Origin of the sequence: Mycobacterium sp. 1164985.4, from assembly GCF_001668575.1 — a bacterium.
In the GTDB taxonomy this organism is placed as follows: domain Bacteria; phylum Actinomycetota; class Actinomycetes; order Mycobacteriales; family Mycobacteriaceae; genus Mycobacterium.
Genome location: NZ_LZMD01000027.1, coordinates 24125 through 45210, shown reverse-complemented (window position 1 = coordinate 45210; position 21086 = coordinate 24125). Strand labels below are relative to the sequence as shown.

Annotated in this window: 20 protein-coding genes; 8 read left to right on the top strand and 12 right to left on the bottom strand. The window is 65.6% G+C overall.

Translation table 11 applies throughout. The annotated features are described in order from the left end of the window. On the bottom strand, positions 1-705 hold a 705-nt coding region (locus A5650_RS03705), incomplete at its 3' end, for a helix-turn-helix domain-containing protein (protein WP_156743994.1). Positions 706-931: 226 nt separating this feature from the next. Between A5650_RS03705 and A5650_RS03700 the strand changes: the two genes are divergently transcribed. The 3 genes from A5650_RS03700 (at position 932) to A5650_RS03690 (ending at position 3608) form a co-directional block, all read left to right on the top strand. Further along, on the top strand, positions 932-1231 hold the full coding sequence (locus tag A5650_RS03700; RefSeq protein WP_067286409.1) for a WXG100 family type VII secretion target: 300 nt from the start codon (positions 932-934) through the stop codon (positions 1229-1231). Next, on the top strand, positions 1231-3045 hold the full coding sequence (locus A5650_RS03695; RefSeq protein WP_067286407.1) for an alpha/beta hydrolase: 1815 nt from the start codon (positions 1231-1233) through the stop codon (positions 3043-3045). Before A5650_RS03700 ends, A5650_RS03695 begins: the two co-directional genes overlap by 1 nt. An 83-nt stretch (positions 3046-3128) precedes the next feature. Continuing rightward, positions 3129-3608 (top strand): LppA family lipoprotein, encoded by a 480-nt coding sequence (locus A5650_RS03690; protein ID WP_067286405.1) that lies wholly within the window; start codon positions 3129-3131, stop codon positions 3606-3608. Between the two features lie 15 nt (positions 3609-3623). Here the strand turns inward: A5650_RS03690 and A5650_RS03685 are convergent, their stop codons facing one another. Both A5650_RS03685 and A5650_RS03680 read right to left on the bottom strand, forming a co-directional pair. Continuing rightward, complete coding sequence (locus A5650_RS03685) at positions 3624-4310, bottom strand: sensor domain-containing protein (RefSeq protein WP_067286403.1); 687 nt, start codon at positions 4308-4310, stop codon at positions 3624-3626. 274 nt (positions 4311-4584) lie between these two features. Further along, a complete protein-coding gene (locus tag A5650_RS03680) occupies positions 4585-4944 on the bottom strand; it encodes a hypothetical protein (protein WP_067286401.1) in 360 nt (119 codons plus the stop codon). Positions 4945-5173: 229 nt separating this feature from the next. Here A5650_RS03680 and A5650_RS03675 point away from each other — a divergent pair, with 229 nt between their 5' ends. The 3 genes from A5650_RS03675 to A5650_RS03665 all read left to right on the top strand — a co-directional run bounded on the left by A5650_RS03675 (position 5174) and on the right by A5650_RS03665 (position 8441). Further along, entirely contained in the window at positions 5174-5494 is a 321-nt protein-coding gene (locus A5650_RS03675) for a hypothetical protein (RefSeq protein ID WP_067286399.1), read from the top strand. A gap of 119 nt (positions 5495-5613) precedes the next feature. Further along, positions 5614-7107, top strand: coding sequence for a flavin-containing monooxygenase (locus A5650_RS03670; RefSeq protein ID WP_067286397.1), 1494 nt, complete (start codon positions 5614-5616; stop codon positions 7105-7107). 44 nt (positions 7108-7151) lie between these two features. Then, positions 7152-8441, top strand: a complete 1290-nt coding sequence (locus A5650_RS03665) for an acyltransferase family protein (RefSeq protein ID WP_067286395.1) — start codon at positions 7152-7154, stop codon at positions 8439-8441. Here A5650_RS03665 and A5650_RS03660 read toward each other — a convergent pair. The 7 genes from A5650_RS03660 to A5650_RS03630 all read right to left on the bottom strand — a co-directional run bounded on the left by A5650_RS03660 (position 8398) and on the right by A5650_RS03630 (position 16952). Next, positions 8398-11196, bottom strand: a complete 2799-nt coding sequence (locus A5650_RS03660; protein WP_502687040.1) for an MMPL/RND family transporter — start codon at positions 11194-11196, stop codon at positions 8398-8400. The genes A5650_RS03665 and A5650_RS03660 overlap by 44 nt on opposite strands. Before the next feature lie 151 nt (positions 11197-11347). Next, positions 11348-11980 carry a cutinase family protein gene (locus tag A5650_RS03655; RefSeq protein WP_067286391.1) on the bottom strand — a complete coding sequence of 211 codons (633 nt, stop codon included), beginning with the start codon at positions 11978-11980 and terminating at the stop codon, positions 11348-11350. Positions 11981-12146: 166 nt separating this feature from the next. Further along, a complete protein-coding gene (locus tag A5650_RS03650; RefSeq protein ID WP_082950591.1) occupies positions 12147-12551 on the bottom strand; it encodes a DUF5078 domain-containing protein in 405 nt (134 codons plus the stop codon). Positions 12552-12615: 64 nt separating this feature from the next. Next, positions 12616-12954, bottom strand: coding sequence for a DUF732 domain-containing protein (locus A5650_RS03645; RefSeq protein ID WP_067286387.1), 339 nt, complete (start codon positions 12952-12954; stop codon positions 12616-12618). After that, on the bottom strand, positions 12951-15857 hold the full coding sequence (locus A5650_RS03640) for an MMPL/RND family transporter (protein WP_067286385.1): 2907 nt from the start codon (positions 15855-15857) through the stop codon (positions 12951-12953). The genes A5650_RS03645 and A5650_RS03640 overlap by 4 nt, the downstream gene beginning before the upstream one ends. Continuing rightward, entirely contained in the window at positions 15854-16282 is a 429-nt protein-coding gene (locus tag A5650_RS03635; RefSeq protein ID WP_067286383.1) for an MmpS family transport accessory protein, read from the bottom strand. The genes A5650_RS03640 and A5650_RS03635 overlap by 4 nt, the downstream gene beginning before the upstream one ends. Before the next feature lie 160 nt (positions 16283-16442). Next, the gene (locus A5650_RS03630) at positions 16443-16952 is read right to left on the bottom strand and encodes a TetR/AcrR family transcriptional regulator (RefSeq protein WP_067286417.1); all 510 of its coding nucleotides are present in this window, start codon (positions 16950-16952) and stop codon (positions 16443-16445) included. 178 nt (positions 16953-17130) lie between these two features. Here A5650_RS03630 and A5650_RS03625 point away from each other — a divergent pair, with 178 nt between their 5' ends. Both A5650_RS03625 and A5650_RS03620 read left to right on the top strand, forming a co-directional pair. Then, entirely contained in the window at positions 17131-18345 is a 1215-nt protein-coding gene (locus tag A5650_RS03625) for a cytochrome P450 (protein ID WP_067286380.1), read from the top strand. 43 nt (positions 18346-18388) lie between these two features. Continuing rightward, the gene (locus tag A5650_RS03620; RefSeq protein WP_067286378.1) at positions 18389-18628 is read left to right on the top strand and encodes a hypothetical protein; all 240 of its coding nucleotides are present in this window, start codon (positions 18389-18391) and stop codon (positions 18626-18628) included. A gap of 27 nt (positions 18629-18655) precedes the next feature. Here the strand turns inward: A5650_RS03620 and A5650_RS03615 are convergent, their stop codons facing one another. Continuing rightward, entirely contained in the window at positions 18656-19813 is a 1158-nt protein-coding gene (locus A5650_RS03615) for an NDMA-dependent alcohol dehydrogenase (protein WP_067286376.1), read from the bottom strand. Further along, on the bottom strand, positions 19810-20940 hold the full coding sequence (locus tag A5650_RS03610; RefSeq protein WP_082950594.1) for a cytochrome P450: 1131 nt from the start codon (positions 20938-20940) through the stop codon (positions 19810-19812). The genes A5650_RS03615 and A5650_RS03610 overlap by 4 nt, the downstream gene beginning before the upstream one ends. Positions 20941-21086 lie beyond the last annotated feature (146 nt).

Here is a 21086-nt window from a genome sequence, read left to right as displayed (position 1 = left end):
GCGCCATCCATCATGGTGTCCAACAACCGCAACGCACGCTGCCGAAACTCCGGCGAATACTGACGGGGCATAGCTTCCAATCCTCCTATGAAGATCGGAACAAAACCTGGGGTAGTTCATGCCCCATTGGGTGATGGCTGTGGTGAAGGTGTCGACGACGTCGGGGCCAGTGGTGACGGGGCGAGCGGTGCTGGCCAGGGCTACACGGGAGTGGTCGTCGAGTATGTCGAGGATTTCTGCCGGGCTGTTGTCGGCTAGGCGCCAGTGGGTGACATCGGCTTGCCATAGCTTGTTGGGCTGTTCGGCTTGGAAGCGTTGCCACGACGAGCGGGGCCGCTTGTGCGGTTGGGGTGTGACGAATCCGCGCCGTTTGAGGATGCGCCAAATCGTCGACACCGCAGGGACTTTTGTGGCCTCTGGGTCGCGGGCAAGATGGCTGGCGATGGTGGCAGCACCGGCGTCGAAGCCTTGCTTGTCAAGGGTCTTGCGCAACCAGATGATGCGCTCTTCGCACTGGGCCTCGACCACCTGGGGACTGTGGTGTGGACGCCGCGAGTGCGGCTCGAACGCCCCCGCTCCTTCGGTCCGATACCGCTTACATAGTTGCTGGACCCAGGTGCGCGACACCTCATAATCGCGGGCGACTTCGCTTTTGCTGCGTCCCTCCAGCACCACCGCGGTGATGATGAGTTGCGCTTTCGACATGGTCGGCCTCCCACGCTGGCAGAGGTGCCAACTATGTCGCGAGACAGCCGCCCACTATGTCGTGAAATCAGACACTGTCAGCCCGACAGCCGATTGACGTCGTCACTCGAGGTCGCGCCCCAGCGGCCACCTAGAACCTCCCGCCTGAGCCAGGCTCGCGTGTACTTACCCTTGATCAAGAGTTGGGTCACACGCCGCTATCGGCGGCTCGGCGACGGAGGGTGCGATGCCGAAGGATCTCGAGGTCGATCCGATCGATCTCCACATGTCCGCCGATCACATGGACATGCACCATTCGGACCTTCTGGCCGCGCACGGCGCGGCCAACAGCGCGATCGAGGAGGCCCACGTCGGCTGGGTCGGCACTTCGGCATCGGCCCTGCAAGCGAAGTTCGCGGAGTGGCGCGAGGCCACCGAGAAGATGGCGGACGACATCGCTGCGCACGGCGCGGCGTTCCGATCGGCCGCCTCCGAGTATCAGATCCGCGATGCGGAGGGCGCGGCGGCGCTCAACGACCAGCTCTGATGACGCTGACCCTCGCCGACGTCGAACGATGGGATGCGGGCGCGGTACGAGAAGTGTCATCGGCGCTGGCCAAGCGCGGCGTGAGCGCCGACGAGGTTCGTTCGGGGTTGACCAAGCTGCCAATGGTCGACGCCTGGCAGGGGTCCGGCGGCGATGCGGCGCGCGCCTCGCTCGACAAGCTCTCCGCGTATCTCGCCGGCCACGGCCTGGAGATGGCGCGCCTGTCGTCGGCCACCGGAACGGCCGCCGATGAGATTGAGCGCATCAAGGCCGGCCTGCAACGACTCAAGGACGATGCGCAACGCCTCGGTTTCGCGATCGACACGGCCACCGGCGAGGTGACGCCAGTGCATCCGGACATGGTCGGCGACCCGATCTACGCCCTACAGCAGGCCGACCTCGAAGTCCGGGTCACCGAGTTGTTGGCCGCTGCCGCAACGGCGGACTCCGACCTGGCCCGCGCCATAACAGTCTCCGGCGAAGCGCCGGCCGACCAGCCACCGATTCCCGATCCGCTGGCGACACCGCTGTCCGACGATCCAAAGCAGTTCCACGACTTCTGGCAGCGGCTCACCCCCGAGCAGAAGGATCTGCTGTATCGGCGCGACCACACGATCGGCAACCGCGACGGGATGCCCGCGGTCGACCGCGACTACTTCAACCGACTGGCGCTCGCCGATGAGTTGAAGCAGGCTCAGGCGGCGCAGACCGCCGCGGACACACTGCGCACCGAACACCCCGACTGGGCAGCTGGACAGAACATCCCCCCACTTAACAAACCCGGCGCGATCTTCGATGAGCGGCTGAGATACGAAGCGTGGCAACGCCGTTACGACGCAGCGCGAGCCGGCTCCGACACGCTCCCGGATCTGGCCGCCGTCGACCGGGCCGTCGACGAACCGGGCCGCAAGCTGCTCCTACTCGATACCAGGAGCGGAGAAATGGTCCACGCGGCCGTGGCAATCGGCGACCCGGATACCGCCGACAAGGTCGCGGTGACCGCGCCCGGGCTCAACACGAACGTGCACGACAGCCTGGTGGGGATGACGGAAGAGGCGGTCAACCTCCAACGTGAAACCTATCGACAGCTCAGCCTCACGCCCGGCCACGAACTCGATTCGGTGGCGACGATCGCCTGGATCGGATACGACACGCCCCAAATCCCCGGATTCGACGACACGGGCGCATCGCTGACCGGCGCCTGGGACGTCAGCCACGGCCAGCTCGCACAGGCCGGTGCCAGGGATCTCGCCGGTTTCTACGACGGTCTCACCGCCAGCCACCAGGGTGTGCCGGCGCAACTGACCGCGATCGGCCATTCGTACGGGTCGTTAACCACCGGACTCGCGCTGCAACAGCCCGGCGACCACGGCGTGACCGATGCGATCTTCTACGGTTCGCCGGGCATCATGGCGACCACTCCCGGTGAGCTGCAGCTTCCCGACGGCCACGTCTTCACCATGCAGGCACCGGACGACCCCATCCGGCATGTCTTCGACGCTCCGTGGCTGCACGCGGCCACGCCCCTGTTACCTGAGCCGCTGGAGACACTTGCCGAATCAACGCTTCGGACAATGGAACTCACTGGTGCCGGGCAGTTCGGTCCGGACCCGGCCGCCAATCCGAGCTTCACGCACCTCGAGACTGGCGCGGTGAGCGTCCCCGACGGCAGCGGCGGGACACTCAACCTCGGTGCGGCACAGGGTCATAGCGAGTATCCGCGGTTCGGCGACGACGGCACGCCACGCACGACCAACTACAACATCGCCGCGGTGGTCGCGGGCCTACAAGACGACGCCATCCGGCAGAAGTGAGGCGGAACGACATGCACCGGTCATGGGGCGCTGGAATCAGCGTGGTGACGACGACCCTTCTACTACTAGCGACAGGATGCGACGTGTCAGACCGAGACCCCGCCCCCTCGCAGACCTCGTCAGTCGAGACGCGCGACCAACTCAACGCGCTGCCATCCCTGGAGGAGACCCAGGCTCAAGTGCAGGGGGTCATCGACGAGATCAAGGCCGCCGCGTCCGCTCAACAGGCGGGCCTCACCTGGCAGTCCCTGCACGGTGAGACCCGGGGTAATTGCGAGGGATCGTTGCAGAACACCGACGGCAAGCGTCTGTTCCTGCCCGATGCCGTCGCCTCGGCCCAGCTCTCGGACGGCCAGTGGGCGGCGGTCCTGGAGACCGCGCGGCAGTCCGCGGCACGGCTCGGCGCCACCGATGAACAGGTCATGCAGGACAGCCCGGGACATCACGACGTGTGGTTCACGGGCCCGGCCGGCCTGTCTGTCAAGGTCGCCTACAAAGGCAACTTGGTGATCTCCGGCTTCACCGGTTGCCGGCTGCCGGAAGGCAAGCGGCCGGCCACCTGAACCCGGGAGACGCGCTCACCAGCGAGCGGTCACCTTCTCGGCGATCTGTTTGGCGATGCGCACGGCCGAGTCGCCCGGATTGGGACTGCAGGTGTTGACGTCGATGATGACGTTGTTCTCCAGCGCGATCGCGTGTCCGCACGCCCATCCCGGTGCGGCGGCTTCCTGGAGCGTCGCGACGGTACTCAGCACGTCGTCGTCATTATTGATCGGGCCGACGGTCCACTTCGTCCCGCTCTGCAGGTGGGTGTACTCGTGACAGGTCGGCCACTGCTCCGCGGAGGCGTCGAAGAAGGCGCGCGCCTTCTTCACGAGCGGGTACAGCACGACGGCCTGCTTGACGTAGTGGGCGAACTTGTCGCCGTCGTTCAGGCTCTGATCCCGCTCCGCCTGGAACCCGCTCTCGGCATACACCGGCGCCTCCGCCGCGCCGTCGATGCCGAGGCACTCGCGTGGCTCCATCGTGGCGCTGTTGTCCGACATCGCACTCGCAGCGCTGGTGACCGCCAAAGTTTGTGACCCCATCGCGACGTTCAGCTCGCCGGGGCTCAGGAGCAACTCATCGAGCTCGCGCTCTACGAGGGGCCGCGGTATCAGGGTTTGGGTGGGCGTGGGCGTGACCGCGTTGCCGACCGAGCTGGCGCACCCGGCGATCAGAAAACAGACCATCGCGGAACCGAATGCCGTCACTGGTTGGCGCATGTAACCCTCCCCATGGCAGCCCTGTCCAACCGATCTCTCGCGGGGCGATGTCACCGGCATCGCTGCGCGTGAAGTAATCGTGCAGCAGAGTGGCCACCGACCGGAAGAGGTTATTCGGTGTTTCTGATAACGATGGACGCTGCATCTGGTAACGATTCATGGCCGCGCCCGGCCGCGCACCGTTACCACAGCGGCACCCACCGACTGAGTGAGCGCTCAGTGAGGGGCCGGAATCGTTGCCCGTCAACAGGATTGAGCCTGCTCGCCTGACCGGTCAGGATGAGGAGTCGTCTGAGTCGTCGGAGTCATCACCGTCATCGTCATCCTCGTCAGACGAGTCGGAATCCTTGGACTCCTCCTCATCTTCTGAGTCGGAGTCGGAATCTTTGGACTCGTCGTCATCCTCATCTTCTGAGTCGGAGTCGGACGACTCCTTCCCATCTTTGGCCTGCGCGCTTTCGTCGAGCTTGTCGGCGAACTTGGTCAGCGCCCGTGCGAGTTGGCGCGCCTCGTGAGGTTCGAGCGAGTCGCCGAACAGCAACTCTCCGCTGTCATTCGCTCGCTCGACGTAGACGAGGTTGTCCTTCGCCGCGACGTTCCACTGGCCGGACTCGTGCTCTTGCTGCTCTGACATCGTTGTCGCCTCCCCTATGAGCCTTTTGGCGGTAATACCCACGCCCGCTGACTGTCAAGCTTGCAGATCTCGAACCACCCGGGCTACCAGCAGGGACCCTTACCTCACGGATAGGAAAACCTCTCCGTACATGCGCGGAATCTGGCCTCGTGGCGATTACATAGCCCCTGGTCGAATCGCAATCATTTCTCTCGACACCCCCGCACCGCCCCCGAGAGGAACACCCGACATGACCACCACCACCCGCCGTACAACCCGCATCCAGTACGCCGCCACCCTCATCGGCGCCCTCGCCGTCTTCGTCTTCGCACCGGCGACCGCCTACGCCGTTGACAACGAGCCCACCCCCGGCGGCGGTGGCTGCACCTACACCGATTCCGACGGCTATCCCATTCCGATCGACGACGGCCAGGACGTCTTCGTCGACGGCAAGATCGTCTCCTGCCGTGGCGGCAAGATCACGATCACCACCGCGCCGGCACGCGGCGGAGCCAACGTCCGCCCCTCGTTACCCGTCACCAAGCTGCCGGTGCTCGCCCGGCTGCCCTGAACCCCTCCCAACGATCGGCCCGCCATCCAACGGTGGCGGGCCGATTCAATGCGGTCGAGGCACCTATCCGCAGTACATTCCCCGCATGCCGACTTCGGCGCCGTCGAGGGCGTCGCACGATGTCCGGTGACGTCGCGGTCATCGGCGCGGGCCCCGGCGGGCTCGTCGTGGCGCGCTGGCTGACCGCCCAGGGACTCGAACCCACCATCTACGAGCGGGGCACCCAATCCGGCGGTCAGTGGACGGGCGAGCCCGGCCACAGCGGCGTCTGGCCGGACATGCACACCAACACCAGCCGCATCCTGACCGCCTTCAGTGACCTCGACCCCGGCGAGGGTGCCGTCTTCCCGCCTGGCCGCGAAATCCTTGCCTACCTGCACCGCTACGCCGAGATGTTCGACTTGACCCGACGGATCCGGTTCCTCACCCCGGTGACGAGCGTTCGCCGCGGCAACGGCTGCTGGCTCGTGCGCGCCGCCGGCGCCGAGCAGCGATACGAGCGGGTTGTCGTCGCCACCGGACGCTTTCAGTCGCCCGCAATCCCGTCCGTCGACGGTCTGTCCACCTTCACCGGGTCCGCTGGAGCACGACCGACTTTCCACTACCGCGGTCCCGCCGACTACTGCGGTAAGCGTGTGCTTGTTGCGGGCTGCGCCGTCAGCGCTTTGGAGATCGCCTCCGAATTGGCCCAACACGGCGTCGAAGTCATGGTCACTCAGCGCCGTCAGCGTTACGTCCTACCGAAGTTCGCCGCGGGTGTTCCGTCCGACCACCGCATCTTCACCCGGTACGGGGCGTTGGCCGACGAGATACTGCCCGTCGCCGAGATCGACCGTCAGCTCAGGGAAATCGTGGTCGACGCCGGCGGAACCCCGCAGCAGTACGGCGCCCCGGCGCCCGATCCGTTACTGTTCGCCGCCGGCATCACGCTCAGCCAGCACTACCTGCCCCTCGTCGCCGAGGGCAGGATCGAGGTGCGGCCGTGGATGAGCTCGGTCGACGGTACGAACGTGACGTTCGCCGACGGGCACGCTGAGCAGTTCGACGGCATTCTCTTCGGCACCGGATTCAAGTTGTCGATGCCGTTCTTGGACAACGAAATTCGGTCAGCGCTCGACGTGGACGCCGTGCACTTCGACACCGACCGCCACACCTTCCATCCCGACCTTCCCGGCCTGGCGTTCGTGGGGATGTGGGACCAGTCCGGTGGCTACTTCGTGCCGCTCGAGTTGCAGGCCCGCTGGATCGCCTACACATGGGGCGGCACGATCCGCGCTCCGAGCGGTGACGACCAACGCCATGCGATCGAGGCGTACCGCTCGCGCCGGGGCCTGCCGCAGAAGACGCGGATGAATCTCGTGGCGTTGACATTCGCTCGCGCCGCGGGCGTCGAACCGGCGGTCGCGAACTGGCCGGAATTCACGCGAGCCCTGCTGTTCGGGCCCCTTGCGCCGAGCTGCTTCCGCCTTGAAGGTCCCGATGCGCTGCCGGACGCACCGGCGCGGTTCGCCGACGACACCGCCGCCTTCGGAGCCATCACCTCACCTGCATTCACCGAGCGTGAGAACGCGTACCTCGCGCTGCTGGGAGCCGACTCCGGCCGCATCGCGTAGTACTACTCAAGCTCCCCGCACGACTGCCAGGGCATCCTGAACGCATGTCGCTCACCAAACCCCGGGCCGGCGCAGACGAAGTGGCCGCCGACACCCCGTCGACGCGCGACCGCGCCGTCGACGTCGCCCGCCTCGGCGCGCTCCTCGTGGTCATGTTCGGGCATTGTGCGCTGCTGCTGGCCACCATCGACGCCGGCGGCGTGCGGATCGGCAACATCCTCGGCGAGATTCCCGCTCTGGCCCCGGTGACGTGGGTCGTGCAGGTCATGCCGTTGTTCTTCTTCGCCGGAGGGGCCGCCGGTGCGTACGGCTGGCATGCGGGCAAGTCGTGGGGGACCTGGCTGGTCGCCCGCGCGCAGCGGTTGTGCCGGCCGGTCTTCTGGTATCTCGCGGCGTGGACGGTCGGGCTGCTCGCGGTGCGGGTGACCCTCGGCGCCGACTCCGCCGCGGATCTCGGCCGCGAATCCGTTGCGCTGCTGTGGTTCCTCGGCGTCTACCTGGTGGTGCTCGCGTTCGTTCCCGCCCTGACCCGGCTCTCGACGGGCCGCGGCGTCGCCGTCACGGTCGTCGGGCTGCTGGCCGCGGCCGCAGCGGTCGACGCCACCCGCATCGCCGTGGGCACCCCGATGGCCGGGGTCGCGAACTTCGTCACTGTCTGGCTCATCCCGGTGGTGTTCGGTGTGGGCTATGCGCGACGGTTGATCAACCGTCGCGCGGCGCTCTTGACGGCCGCGGCGGCGCTCGCTGCACAGATCGTTGCGGCTGTGGTCGGGCCGTACGAGATCTCGTTGGTCGTCACCGGTACCGAGCACCTGTCGAACGTCTCTCCTCCCACGCTGCTCCTCGCGCTGCACTGCACGTGGATGTCGGCGGCGTTCGTCGCGTGCGCCGGGCCGATCCAGCGGTGGGCTCAGCGACCGCGGGTCTGGTACGTGGTGGCGGTCGGCAACGGGGGAGCGATGACGCTGTACCTGTGGCACATCGTGGCGATCGCCATCGCCGCGTTCTCGTTACATGCGGTCGGTCTTGATGCGTATGACGTTGACGCACCGCACTTTTGGGCGCTGCTGGCGCTGCGGGCGGCGGTGTTCGCCGTGGTCATGTTCGCCTTGTTCCGGCTGCTGTCGCCGCTCGAGCACCGCCGCCTCGCGTGGTGGGACGCGCCCGTCGGGGCCACCGGTACGCGGTCGGCCGTCGCCGGCGTGCTGATCGTGGCGGCGGGTGTGACGCTGGTGCTGCTGGCCAAGAACGGCCTCACCGGGGCGATGGGTTGGACGATGCTGGGCTGCTTTACGGCGTCGGCTGCTTCGGCGCGGGCCATGGCACGGGCTTAGGCCGGGTGCGCACCAGTTGCGGCCACCAGAACCAACGGCCGAGCAGTGCGGCGATCGACGGCGTCATGAACGCGCGGATCACCAACGTGTCGAACAACAGGCCCATGCCGATCGTCGTGCCCATCTGCGCCACCACGGTCAACTCGCTGACCACCATCGAGATCATCGTGAAGGCGAAGACCAGCCCCGCCGCCGTCACCACCGATCCCGAACCGCCCATGGCCCGGATGATGGCGGTGTTGATGCCTGCGGGCAGCTCCTCCTTCAACCGGGCGACCAGGAGCAGGTTGTAGTCCGCGCCGACCGCCAACAGGATGATCACCGCCATGGCCATCACCATGAACTGCAACTCAATGCCGAGGATGTGCTGCCACACCAGGATTGACAGGCCGAACGACGCGCCGAGGGACAGCACGACGGTGCCGACGATGACCGCGGCCGCCACGACACTGCGGGTGATGATCAGCATGATCGTGAAGATCAGCGCCAACGCGAGGATGCCCGCGATCATCAGGTCGTAGTTGTTGCCCTCCTGCATATCCTTGAACGCCGCGGCCGTCCCGCCGACGTAGATCGTCGACCCCTCCAACGGAGTGCCCTTGATGGCCTCCTTGGCGGCCTTCTTGATCGCGTCGATGCGTTCGATGCCGTCGGCGCTGAGCGGGTCACCTTCGTGCTGGACGATCATTCGTACGGCGTGACCGTTGGGCGAGATGAAGTTCTCCATACCGCGCTTGAATTCCTCGTTGTCGAAGATCTCCGGCGGCAGGTAGAACGTGTCGTCGTTCCACGAGTCGTTGAAGGCATCGCCCATCGCCGACTGGTTCTCGCTCAGCGCGGCCTGCTGATCCTGCAGGCCGCCCTGCGATGCGTGCATGGTCAGCATCATCGTGCGCATCGTCCGCATCGACTCGATCTGCTCGGGCATCAACGCCAGAAGTTGCGGCATCAGCGCGTCGAGTCGTTCCAGGTCCGGGACCAGGTCCTGAACCTTGTCGGTCAGCTTGTTGGTGCCGTCGATGACGTCGAAGATCGACCGCAGCGACCAGCAAACCGGAATGTTGAAACAGTGCGGTTCCCAATAGAAGTAGTTCCGCATCGGACGCAGGAAGTCGTCGAGATCGGCGATGTGATCCCGTAGTTCGGCGGTGTCGACGGCCATGGTCTTGGTCTTCTCGACCATGCTGTGCGTGGTGGCGTTCATCTCACCCATCAACGACATCATCCGCGTCATGGTGTCGATGGTCTTCTGCATCTCGTCGGCCTGCACCAGCATGTCGGCCATCCGGTCCTGCGTGTACTTGCGGTTCAAGTCCTGGTTGACGCTGCCCAGGCTCATCTGCGCGGGGATCGTGCTGAATTCGATCGGCTTCCCGTTGGGCCGGGTGATGGCCTGGACCCGCGAGATGCCCGGCACCCGGAAGACCGCCTTGGCGATCTTGTCGATCACCAGGAAATCGGCGGAGTTGCGCAGGTCGTGGTCGCTTTCGATCAGCAGCAACTCGGGGTTCATGGTGGCGGGGGAGAAGTGCCGTTCGGCGGCCGCGAAACCCTGGTTCGCCGGGAGATCGGCCGGTAGATACAGCCGGTCGTTGTAGTTGGGCCGGTACCCCGGCAGGGTGAGCAAGCCGATGAGCGACAGCGCGACCGTCGCGATCAACACCGGTCCAGGCCAGCGGACGATGACCGCGCCGATCTTCCGCCAACCGCGAATGCGCATGGCGCGCTTGGGTTCCAGCAGCCCGAACCGGCTCACGATCGTGATGATCGCCGGTCCGAGCGTCAGGGCGACCAACACTGCCGTGGTCATCCCCACCGCCAGGGGCACACCCAACGACTGGAAGTAGGGCAGCCGAGTGAACGACAGGCAGAACGTCGCGCCGGCGATCGTCATGCCCGAGCCCAGCACCACGTGGGCGGTGCCGCGGAACATGGTGTGGAAGGCCGTCTCCCGGTCCTCGCCGAGAGTGCGCGCCTCCTGATAGCGCCCGATGAGGAAGATCGCGTAGTCGGTCGACGCGGCGATGGCCAGCGTGACAAGGAGGTTCGTCGCGAACGTCGACAGGCCGATCAGGTCGTGATAGCCCAGGAAGGCGACGACGCCGCGGGTGGCCGCCAACGCCAAAAAGACCATCACCAGCGTGATCAGCATGGTCGCGACCGACCGGTAGACCAACAGCAGCATCGTGATGATGACGGCGAACGTGGCGTATTCGATGATGCGGATGCTGCGGTCGCTGGCGATCTGCTGGTCGGCGACCAGTGCCGAACCGCCGGTGACGAAGACCTTCACCCCCGGCGGAGGGGCGAGGCTGTCGACGATGTCCTTGACCGCCTCGACGGATTCGTTGGACAGCGCCTCGCCCATGTTGCCGGCCAGGTACGCCTGGACATACACGGCTTTGCCGTCGGCGCTGACGGCCGCTGCCTCCGTCAGCGGGTCGCCCCAGAAGTCCTGGACGTGCTCGACGTGGTGGTCGTCGGCTTCGAGCTTCTTGACGAGCTCGTTGTAGTACGCCCGGGCGTCGTCGCCCAACGGCTGGTCGCCTTCGAGGACGATCATCGCCGAGCTGTCGGACTCGAACTCCTCGAAGACCTTGCCGACGCGCTGCATCGCGATCACCGACGGAGCGTCCTTCGGGCTCATCGACACCGACCGCATCTGGCCGACGACCTCGAGCTGAGGCACCGTCACATTGAGCAGCGCGATGAGCGCGATCCAGGCGATGACGATGGGGACGGACAGCCGCCGAATCCACTTGGCGAGCGCAGACCGCGCGGGCGGCGCAGCCTGATCGGTTGATTGCGCGGTGGAAGCGCTCACCAGGAATTCACCTCGGCGGAGCTCCTCCCTACGGTGTTAGGACCGCCTTAGTTACTACCAGATGAGGCACCCTGACCGGTAGTCAGATCCGGCCCGCAGCGAACTCCGCAGCTTGGTTAACCAATCCCGTCTGGACGTACGCGACGTGGGCGCCCATATCGCGGCCGCCCTCGAAACAGATCGGGTCGTTCGGGACACACAGATCGATGGTCTTGGCCGCGTAGTCGGGCCCGACCGAGGGCAGCCGCCCCGGCGAGAGCCGATCGGCGAAGCTGCTGCGCGGCCCGCCGAACAACGCGACCGCGGCGACGTGCGGAGCGACGGTGGGCGCCATGGCACCGGTGGCGACGTCGATGACCGCGGCCCCCTGGGAGTAGCCGCCGAGCACCATCTTCGTGGCGGGGCAATCGGCCGCCATCGATTGCACGTGGGCGCGGGTGTCGTCGGCGCCCGCACGCGTGCTCACCGCAAAGTCGCGACTGGCGGGGTAGTTGACGGCGTAGACGCCGACGGACCGGTCGCCGAGGCGACCGCGCATTGAGTCGACGAAGGCCTGTCCGATGCCGCCGACGCCCGCGGGCTCGGTGGTTCCGCGAGCGAATACGACTTCGACGTCCGGGCACGGCGCCGCTGCGGCGCTGGGGATGACGGTCGGCGCGACAGCATGGTTGTCGCGGACAGAAGCACGGCGAGCGTGGCGAAGGCATTCATACAACTATGTCGCGCCGAGGCGTCCAGACGTGACACGCCGTTCACGGATCGCGCGGCGGCAAACGGAACTCAACCGTGAGTCGCCTGGTTGCACCGGGCTCTTCGAGATGCCGGGCGCCGCGGTTCAGCTGGCCTTGAGCCCGCTGTTCGACGGGCTGCCCTGAGCCTGACTACGGCGTGGCGGTCCAGTTCCAGATTTCGGGCTGGCTCGGTGGGTAGTTCATGCACACGTCGGTCGCGTGCGCGACGACACCCTTGTTGTTGAAGAACAACTTGGCCCAGTTGCCCCAGCGGGTGGCCATCTGCTCGTAGAACACGTTGGTTGCGGTGTTCTCCGAATACTGGCGACGGCCGGCGTAGTCCAGCGAGAAGAACCAGTAGATCCGGTCGCGGGCGCCCTTTTGCACATCGGCGGGCCGGTTGTGGTAGTCGATCATGTAGCGCTCGAAGTAGAACGGGTCCTGATCGCGGACGGCGGCCATGTACTGGTCGACCGTGCACGGAGTCCGCATGATCCGGTTGGGGATCGGATAGTCGTCCGTGGCGTCCGCGCCAGCGGTGGCCGGGAACAGCATCGCCGCACAGCCCAGTGATGCCAACGCAATCGTCGCTTTACGAAACACTTTTCGGCTCCTAGCTTTAGCTGTGGTCACGGGCTTGGTCGAGAATCGGCAGACGGTCGGGGCAGTAGAAGCGCAGCGCACCCGCGAGGAACTTCCACGACTGCTCAGTGCTGTTCTGGCCGCGCGCCAGCTGATTCTGAACGAACTGCGCCGAGGCGTAGACGTCCCGGTCGACACCCTTGCGTATCCGCTTGCACGTGATCTTCCCCATCCAGGCGTTGTAGTCCTTCTGCCCGTAGATCCCGTACGTGTGCAGCTCGTTGGTGAAATCGGTGTCGATGTCCTGCGCCTGGGCGGGCGCCGCCACCACGAGCGCGGCGGCCGCGGCGGCTACTCCAACAATCAGTCGTTTCATGACTGTGCTCCTTCCCCCCCTGACAGCGTCAGTTCCCTCGGTTTCGGCCACGGTACAGGCACTGGACGTTCTCGCACCCGCTGTGGCCACCAGAACCACTTACCCATGAGCGCCGCTATGGACGGCGTCATGAATGCCCGGATCACAAGAGTATCGAACAACAGGCCCAGTCCGATGGTTGTTCCGACTTGTCCGATGACTGTCAATTCGCTGACAGCCATCGACATCATCGTGAACGCGAAGACCAGCCCAGCTGAGGTGACAACGGAACCGCTACCGCCCATCGCCCGGATGATCCCGGTTCTGATGCCCGCATGCAGCTCTTCCTTGAGCCGCGACACGAGCAGCAGGTTGTAGTCCGCGCCGACGGCCAACAGGATGATGATGGCCATCGCCATGACCATCCAGTGCAACTCAACGCCGATGATGTGCTGCCAGATCAGGATCGACAGGCCGAACGACGCGCCGAGCGAGATCACCACCGTGCCGACGATTACCGCGGCGGCCACCACGGCGCGGGTCAACAGCAGCATGATCGTGAAAATAAGCGCGAGCGCGAGGATCGCCGCGATCATCAGGTCATAGCTGTTGCCGTCCGACATGTCCTTGTACACCGCGGCGGTACCGGCGAGGTAGATCTTGGAGCCCTCCAGCGGAGTGCCCTTGATGGCCTCCTTGGCGGCCTGCTTGATCGAGTCGATCCGCGCGATGCCCTCGGGGGTCATCGGGTCGCCGTCGTGGGCGACGATGAACCGCACCGATTTGCCGTCCGGGGAGATGAAGTTCTCCATGCCCTTCTTGAACTCTTCGTTGTCGAAGACTTCCGGCGGGAGGTAGAACGAGTCGTCGTTCATCGACGCGTCGAAGGCATCACCCATGGCAGTGGAGTTCTCCTGCATGGCTGCCATCTGGTCCTGCATGCCCTTCTGCGACGAGTACATCGTCAACATCATCGTCCGCATCGTCTTCATCGTTTCAATCATCGGCGGCATGAGCGTGACCATCTGCGGCATCAGCTTGTCCAGCCGCTCCATGTCGGGCAGCAGGTTCTGGATGTCGTCGGTCATCGTGTTGATGCCGTCGAGGGTGTCGAACACCGATCGGAACGCCCAGCAGATCGGGATGTTGAAGCAGTGCGGTTCCCAGTAGAAGTAGTTGCGGATGGGCCGGAAGAAGTCGTCGAAGTTGGCGATGTTGTCACGCAGCTCGGCCACGTCGACGGTCATGTCCTTCATCTTCGTGACCATGCTGTGCGTGGTCGCGGCCATTTCCTCGGTGAGCTTGGACATCCGCTCCATGTTGGCGATGGTCTTGGCCATCTCGTCAGCCTGCACCAGCATGTCGGCCATCCGGTCCTGCAGATACTTCTGGTTCATTTGCTGGGTGGTGCCCTGCATGCTGATCTGGAACGGAATCGAGGTGTGCTCGATGGGCTTACCGTCGGGCCGGGTGATCGCCTGCACGCGCGAGATCCCGGGCACCCGGAAGACCTGCTTGGCGATCTTGTCGATGACCAGGAAGTCCGCGGAGTTCCGCAGGTCGTGATCGCTTTCGATCATCAGCAGCTCGGGGTTCATCCGGGCCTGTGAGAAGTGCCGGTCGGCGGCCGCGTACCCCTGGTTGGCCGGCAGGTCGGCGGGCAGGTAGTTCCGGTCGTTGTAGTTGGTGCGGTAACCGGGCAGCGCCAGCAGGCCCACCAGCGACAGGGCCACCGTCGCGACCAGAATCGGTCCGGGCCAGCGCACCACCGCAGCGCCGAGCTTGCGCCAGCCGCGCACCCGCATCGCCCGCTTGGGTTCGAGAATCTTGCCGAACCGGCTCGCGAAGCTGATGATCGCCGGCCCCAGCGTCAGGGCGGCAAACACCGAGGTCACCATGCCGATGGCCAGCGGCACACCCATGGTCTGGAAATAGGGCAGCCGGGTGAAGCTCAGACAGAACAGCGCGCCGGCGATCGTCAGGCCCGAGCCCAGCACCACGTGCGCCGTGCCGTGGAACATCGTGTAGTACGCGGTTTCCCGGTCTTCGCCGAGTCCGCGGGCCTCTTGATAGCGCCCCGTCAAGAAGATCGCGTAGTCGGTTCCCGCGGCGATCGCCAACGTCACCAGGAGGTTCGTCGCGAACGTCGAGAGGCCGATGATCTCGTGGTAGCCGAGGAACGCGACGACCCCGCGGGCGGCGGACAGCTGCAAGACGACCATCACCAGCGTCAGCAACACCGTGATGATCGAGCGGTATACGAGCAGCAGCATCGTGATGATCACGGTGAACGTGAGCGCCTCGATCATCCGCATGCTGCGGTCACCGGCGATGTGCTGATCGGCCGCGAGCGCCGCCGGGCCGGTCACGTAGACCTTGACGCCGGGCGGTGGCTGCATGCCGGCAACGAGTTTCTGGACCGCTTCGACCGACTCGTTGGCCAGCGCCTCGCCCTGGTTACCGGACAGGTAGACCTGCACGTAGGCGGCTTTACCGTCGCTGCTCTGCGCGCCGGAGGCCGTCAGTGGATCGCTCCAGAAGTCCTGGACGCTTTGGACGTGCTTCTTGTCGGCCTCCAGCTTGGAGACCATTTCGCCGTAGAAGGCGCGGGTGTCCTCACCGAGGGGCTCTTCGCCCTCGATGACGATCATCGCCGAACTGTCGGAGTCGTACTCCTCGAAGACGTGCCCCACGCGCTTCATCGCGATCATCGACGGCGCGAAGTCCGGGCTCATCGAGACCGCGCGCATCTGTCCGACCGTTTCCAGTTGCGGCACAGCCACATTGACGACCGCGATGATCGCGATCCAGCCGAGGATGATCGGCACCGCGAAGGCGCGGATCACGCGGGGGATGAAGGGCCGCTTGCCGTGCCGAACGGGAGGGAAGGCGTCCGTGGGAGCCTCGTTCGTCGGTGAGGTCATGCGGATTTCACGAAGCAGAAGGTTTGGGCGTTCACGCCGGTGGAGGTTCTTTCGTCCTTGATCTCGTCATCGACGGTGATCCGGCAGGTGATGCTCTGACCGTCGCCTTGCGCCACGATGTTGGGTGCGGCCGACGGCGCTGTGGTCTGTAGCGTGAGCGTCCACGGCAGCGATGCGCCGTCGATCCGTTGGGGCCTCGCGTCGAGGTCGAGATAGTTGATGTCCGCATACGTGCCGGTGCCGAAGATCTCGTACTTGACGACCTTGGGGTCGAAGGGCTCGGGGTCTTCCGCGAAGACTCGGGGGGTGACGATGATGCCTTCGGCCCCGAAGAAGGTGCGGATGCGGCTGACCGTGAAACCGGCGATCGCCACCACGACGATGATGACGATCGGCAGCCAGATCTTCCTTGCGCGTCGGAGCATTACCGTCCCCGCCCGATGCAGCCCATATCCGCCCTCATGTCGTATTCGTCGCTGTGCATGGATCCGTGCGTCACTTAGCCCATATAAGTTCTCATTGAGCCCTAGGTTAACTCAAGTCAGAGTGCTGCTGGTCACCCGTGTCGACACGGGGTGATCCAGGTCACGATGGCTTGATCTCGAAGCGGTCCAGATAGCGTTCGATGAACGCCTCCGCCTCGGCGTGACCTCGGGTTATGCCGAGCCCGCGTTCGAGCAGGACGATACGGGCCAGGCTCGTCACGATCATAGACATTACGACGGGCGGAAACGCCTCCACGTCCGCGCCGTGCGCCTTCATCGCCGCGGCCACCACCCTTTCCTCGACGCCGCCGAACCTCTCCGCGTAGGCCGCGATCTCACTGCGAATGGCTTTGCGGTGGTTCGCCAAGGCCATGAACTCCATGAACAACCGGGCTCCATGCGTGCTGTTGAGTCGCCACAGCGCGTGCAGTGGTTCGTCGGCCTCCGCCGCTTCGCTCTGGCGAACGAGGTTGGCCTCGGCGCCTTCGCGCAGCACCGCCAGGAACAAATCGTCCATGCTCGGGAAGTAGTAGTGCACGAGTGCAGGCTTCACGCCCGCCCGCGCCGCGACCCGCCGCGACGTGGCCGCGGCGTAGCCCTCTTCCAGCATGACCTGCGCGGTCGCCTCGATCAGGGCGGAGCGTGCGGCCGACTCGCGTCCACCCCTTGACCGCTCGCCGACCGGGCTGCTAGACATGGCGCCAGCTTAGATGTTGGGCGATCGCCCAACAAGCGAGGGGAGCTGCGACGATGGCGCAGCCCGAGCCTCCTGAAGCAGGGGAGATCCGATGACCGCAGTTGATGAGAAGGCCCACGGCAGCGCGGTCTACTACGACCCGTACCGGGTGGACATCGTCGCGGACCCTTATCCCACGTACGCCCGGCTGCGGGAAGAAGCGCCGCTCTACTACAACGAGGCCTACGACTTCTGGGCGTTGTCACGCCACGAGGACGTTGAGCGGGCGCTGCTCGACTGGCAGACCTTCTCCAACAGCCGCGGCGACATCCTCGAGCTCATCCAGTCGCAGTTCGACATGCCCAAGGGCGTGATGATGATGGAGGATCCACCGGTTCACACGATGTTGCGCGGCCTCATGTCGCGGGTGTTCACGCCCCGCCGGATGGCGGCGCTCGAGGGCCAGATCCGTCAGTACTGCGTGAACTGCCTCGATCCACTGGTGGGCACCGACCGCTTCGACATCATCGCCGAGCTCGCGTCGATGATGCCTATGCGCGTCATCGGAATGCTGCTGGGCATACCGGAATCCGAGCAGGTGTCGGTGCGCGACGCCAACGACGCGAGCCTTCGCACCAAGCCCGGCTCACCGATGAAGGTCGTGCGCGCGGACAAGATCGCCGACGGCAGCATCTACGCCGAATACGTTGACTGGCGCGCGAAGAACCCCTCCGACGACCTGATGACCGCCCTTCTCAACGTCGAGTTCGAGGACGAGAACGGAGTGACCCGCAAGCTGACACGCAAGGAGGTCCTGCACTACACACAGGTCGTCGCCGGCGCCGGTAACGAAACGACAGGCCGCCTCATCGGCTGGTTGGCCAAGGTGCTCGCCGAGCACCCGGATCAGCGCCGCGAGGTCGTCGAAGACCGGTCGTTGCTACAGCGCGTCGTCGACGAGACGCTGCGGTACGAGCCGACCGGTCACAACGTGGCGCGTTTGGTCGCACGGAATTTCGAGGCCCATGGTCGCACCGTGCCCGCCGGCAGCGCGATGTTGCTGATGTTCGGTGCGGCCAATCGCGATCCGCGGCGCTATGACAACCCCGACGTGTTCGATATTCACCGTGACAACATCAGCCACATCACCTTCGGAAAAGGTGTGCACTACTGCCTGGGCGCCAACCTCGCCCGGCTGGAGGGGCGCGTCGCGCTCGATGAGCTGCTGAACCGCTGGCCGGAGTGGGACATCGACGCCGAGACCGCGCGCCTGGCTCCGACGTCGACGGTACGTGGCTGGGAGCGCCTCGACGTTGTGGTGTCCTAGAAAAACCCGTTTGCGACGGCCCCATTTGGGGCAAGCTCGACGCATGAGCAGGATCATTTCGCGTGCCATGATCGTCGCCGCCACCGCCGCCCCGCTAGCCGCGTTCTCGATCGCCGCTGCGGCATCCGGTGCCGCCCAACCCATCAACTGTCCGAACGGACAGTGGTGGGATCCGGTCGACAACGTGTGCCGGGGGCCCGTGGCGACCGCGCCGTTGGCGTGCGCGCCCGGCGAGTACTGGAATCCGATCACCAACGTGTGCCGACCGCTCGGTCAGTACTAGCGGCCGCGCCGCGGTGAAGGCGGCGCGTCAGCCGAGCGCGTAATCGATGACGCCCCGGATGATCTGGCCGTTCAGCAGATCCTCGTATGCGGCGTTGATCTCGTCGAGACGATATCTACGGGTGATCATCTCGTCGAGTTGGAGGCGGCCGGACGTGTAGAGGGTTGCCAGCCGTTCGATGTCGGCACGCGGGTTGCACGAACCGAACACGGTGCCGACGAGGTTCTTGTTCCAGAGGACGAAGTCCTGTAGCGCGATCTTCACCGATCGCGTTGTCTGAGCCGTCATCCCGGTCAGCACGCAGGTGCCGCCCTTACGCGTCAGCTTCAGGTAGGCGTTGACGTCCTCACCCGCGATCAAAGACGGCGCCGCGACCACGCTGTCCGCCATCACGCCGGCGGTGAGGTCCCGAACGAGGTCCAGCGCTTCGGTGAGCGTCGAGACGCTGTGTGTGGCGCCGAACCGCAGCGCGGCCTTCTGTTTGAACTCGACCGGGTCGACGGCCACGATCTGTGCCGCGCCGTTGATGCGCGCGCCCTGGATCGCCGCGGTTCCGATGCCGCCCGCCCCGACCACCACGACGGTGTCCCCACCGCGCACGTTGGCGCGGTTCGCCGCCGACCCGTAGCCGGTCGGGACGGCGCACGAGAGCAGCGCGCTGGGGACCAGCGGCAGGTGCGGGTCGATCTTGACCAGCGAATGCGCCGACACCACGGTGTGCCGGGCGAAGGCGCCCACTTTCGACAGATGACCGAGCGGACGACCGTCGAGCGTGTGGTGGCGGAACGTGCCGTCGGTCGGCATGCCGGGCACCATCGTCCCGGCCCCCTCGTCGCACAGGTACTCCACGCCTGAGGCACACCACCGGCACCGTCCGCACACCGCCACGAACGAGAGCACGACGTGATCGCCGACCGCGAATTCGCCCACCCCGGCGCCAATCTCGATGACGATGCCGGAACCCTCATGCCCACCGATCGTGGGGAACATCGGCGTCAGACCGTACTGGCGGGCGACGTCGTTGGAGACGGACATGTCGCCCTTGAGGATGTGATCGTCGGAGTGGCACAGCCCGGCAGCGGCCATCTCGACGAGCACCTCGCCGGCGCGCGGCCAATCGAGCTCGAACTCCTCGACCGACCAGGGGCCGCCGACGTCGTGCAGGATTGCCGCGCGACTCCTCATCGCGTCGGGCAGAAGGTGACCGGCAGATGGATGGGGGAGCGGAACGGCAGACCGGCGAGCCGGGTGTCGTCGTCGACCTGTAACTCGAAATCGGTTGCGCGATCGAACAAACTGGTCAACATCACCCGGGTCTCCACGCGGGCCAGGTGCATGCCCAGGCAACTGTGCAGGCCGCCCGCGAACGAGGTGTGCGCACGCCTCGGTCGATGGATGTCGAAGACATCGGCATTCTCCCAACGCTTTTCGTCACGGTTAGCCGAGCCGATGCATAGGTTGACCTGCGCGCCCTCCGGGATTCCGATGCCGTGAACCTCCACGTCGCGGGTCGTGCACCGCGGGACCGCCACCAACGGTGTCTCGAACCGCAGGCCCTCCTCGATCGCGGCGGGTATGAGTTCGCGGTCGCGCTCGACCGCGGCGAGCTGCTCGGGGTGGGTCAACAGCAGGTACAGCAGGTTGCCCGACGACCGGTACGTGGTCTCCAACCCGGCCGGAAGCAGCAGTCGCAGAAACGAGATGATCGCCTCGTCGGTCAGCTTCTCACCGTCGATCTCGGCGTCGACCAGGTCGCCGATGATGTCGTCGGTCATCCGGCGGCGCCGCTGGTCGATCTGGGCCTGGAAATACTCGCCGAGTCCGACCGAGGCGGTCAGGCCCGCCTCGATGTCGTCGGTGATGGATATCAGTTCGAACGACAAGCGGCGGAACAGATCGAGGTCCTCCTGCGGGAGCCCCAACAGCGCCGCCGTGACGCGGGTGGGGAACTCGAACGTCATGGCCTTGACCAGATCGACCTCACCGTCGTCGAGGAACTCGTCGACCAGCCGATCGCAGATCGGAACGATCACCTCCGGTTCCCAATGCGCCAACGCGCTCTGGCGGAACGCGTTGGAGATCAGGCCGCGGTGGTCGTGGTGCTGCTTGCCGTGCATGCCGAGGATCGTCGGCCCGAACACCATCTCGATCGTGCGGTGGTAGACCTGCGAGCCGTAGACGTCGCAGTCCCGGAACGCGGCGAACACGCTGTCGTAGTCGAACAGCGTCCATTCCTCCGGCGGAAGCAACTCCGGCGGCATCTGCGAAGTGTCCATGATGGTGCCGCGCCACACGGGGTCGGTGCTGCGCATGTGGGCGAAGAAGCCGTACGGATCGGACGAGACGTCAGGAGCCGTCTGGCTCTTCGAACCGGTGCTGATCGTCACCTTGCCTCCCGGCAGCGGGGTTCGCGCTCTTCCCGCCTATCTTTACTATTTTAGGTAATCTAGGTCAAGGC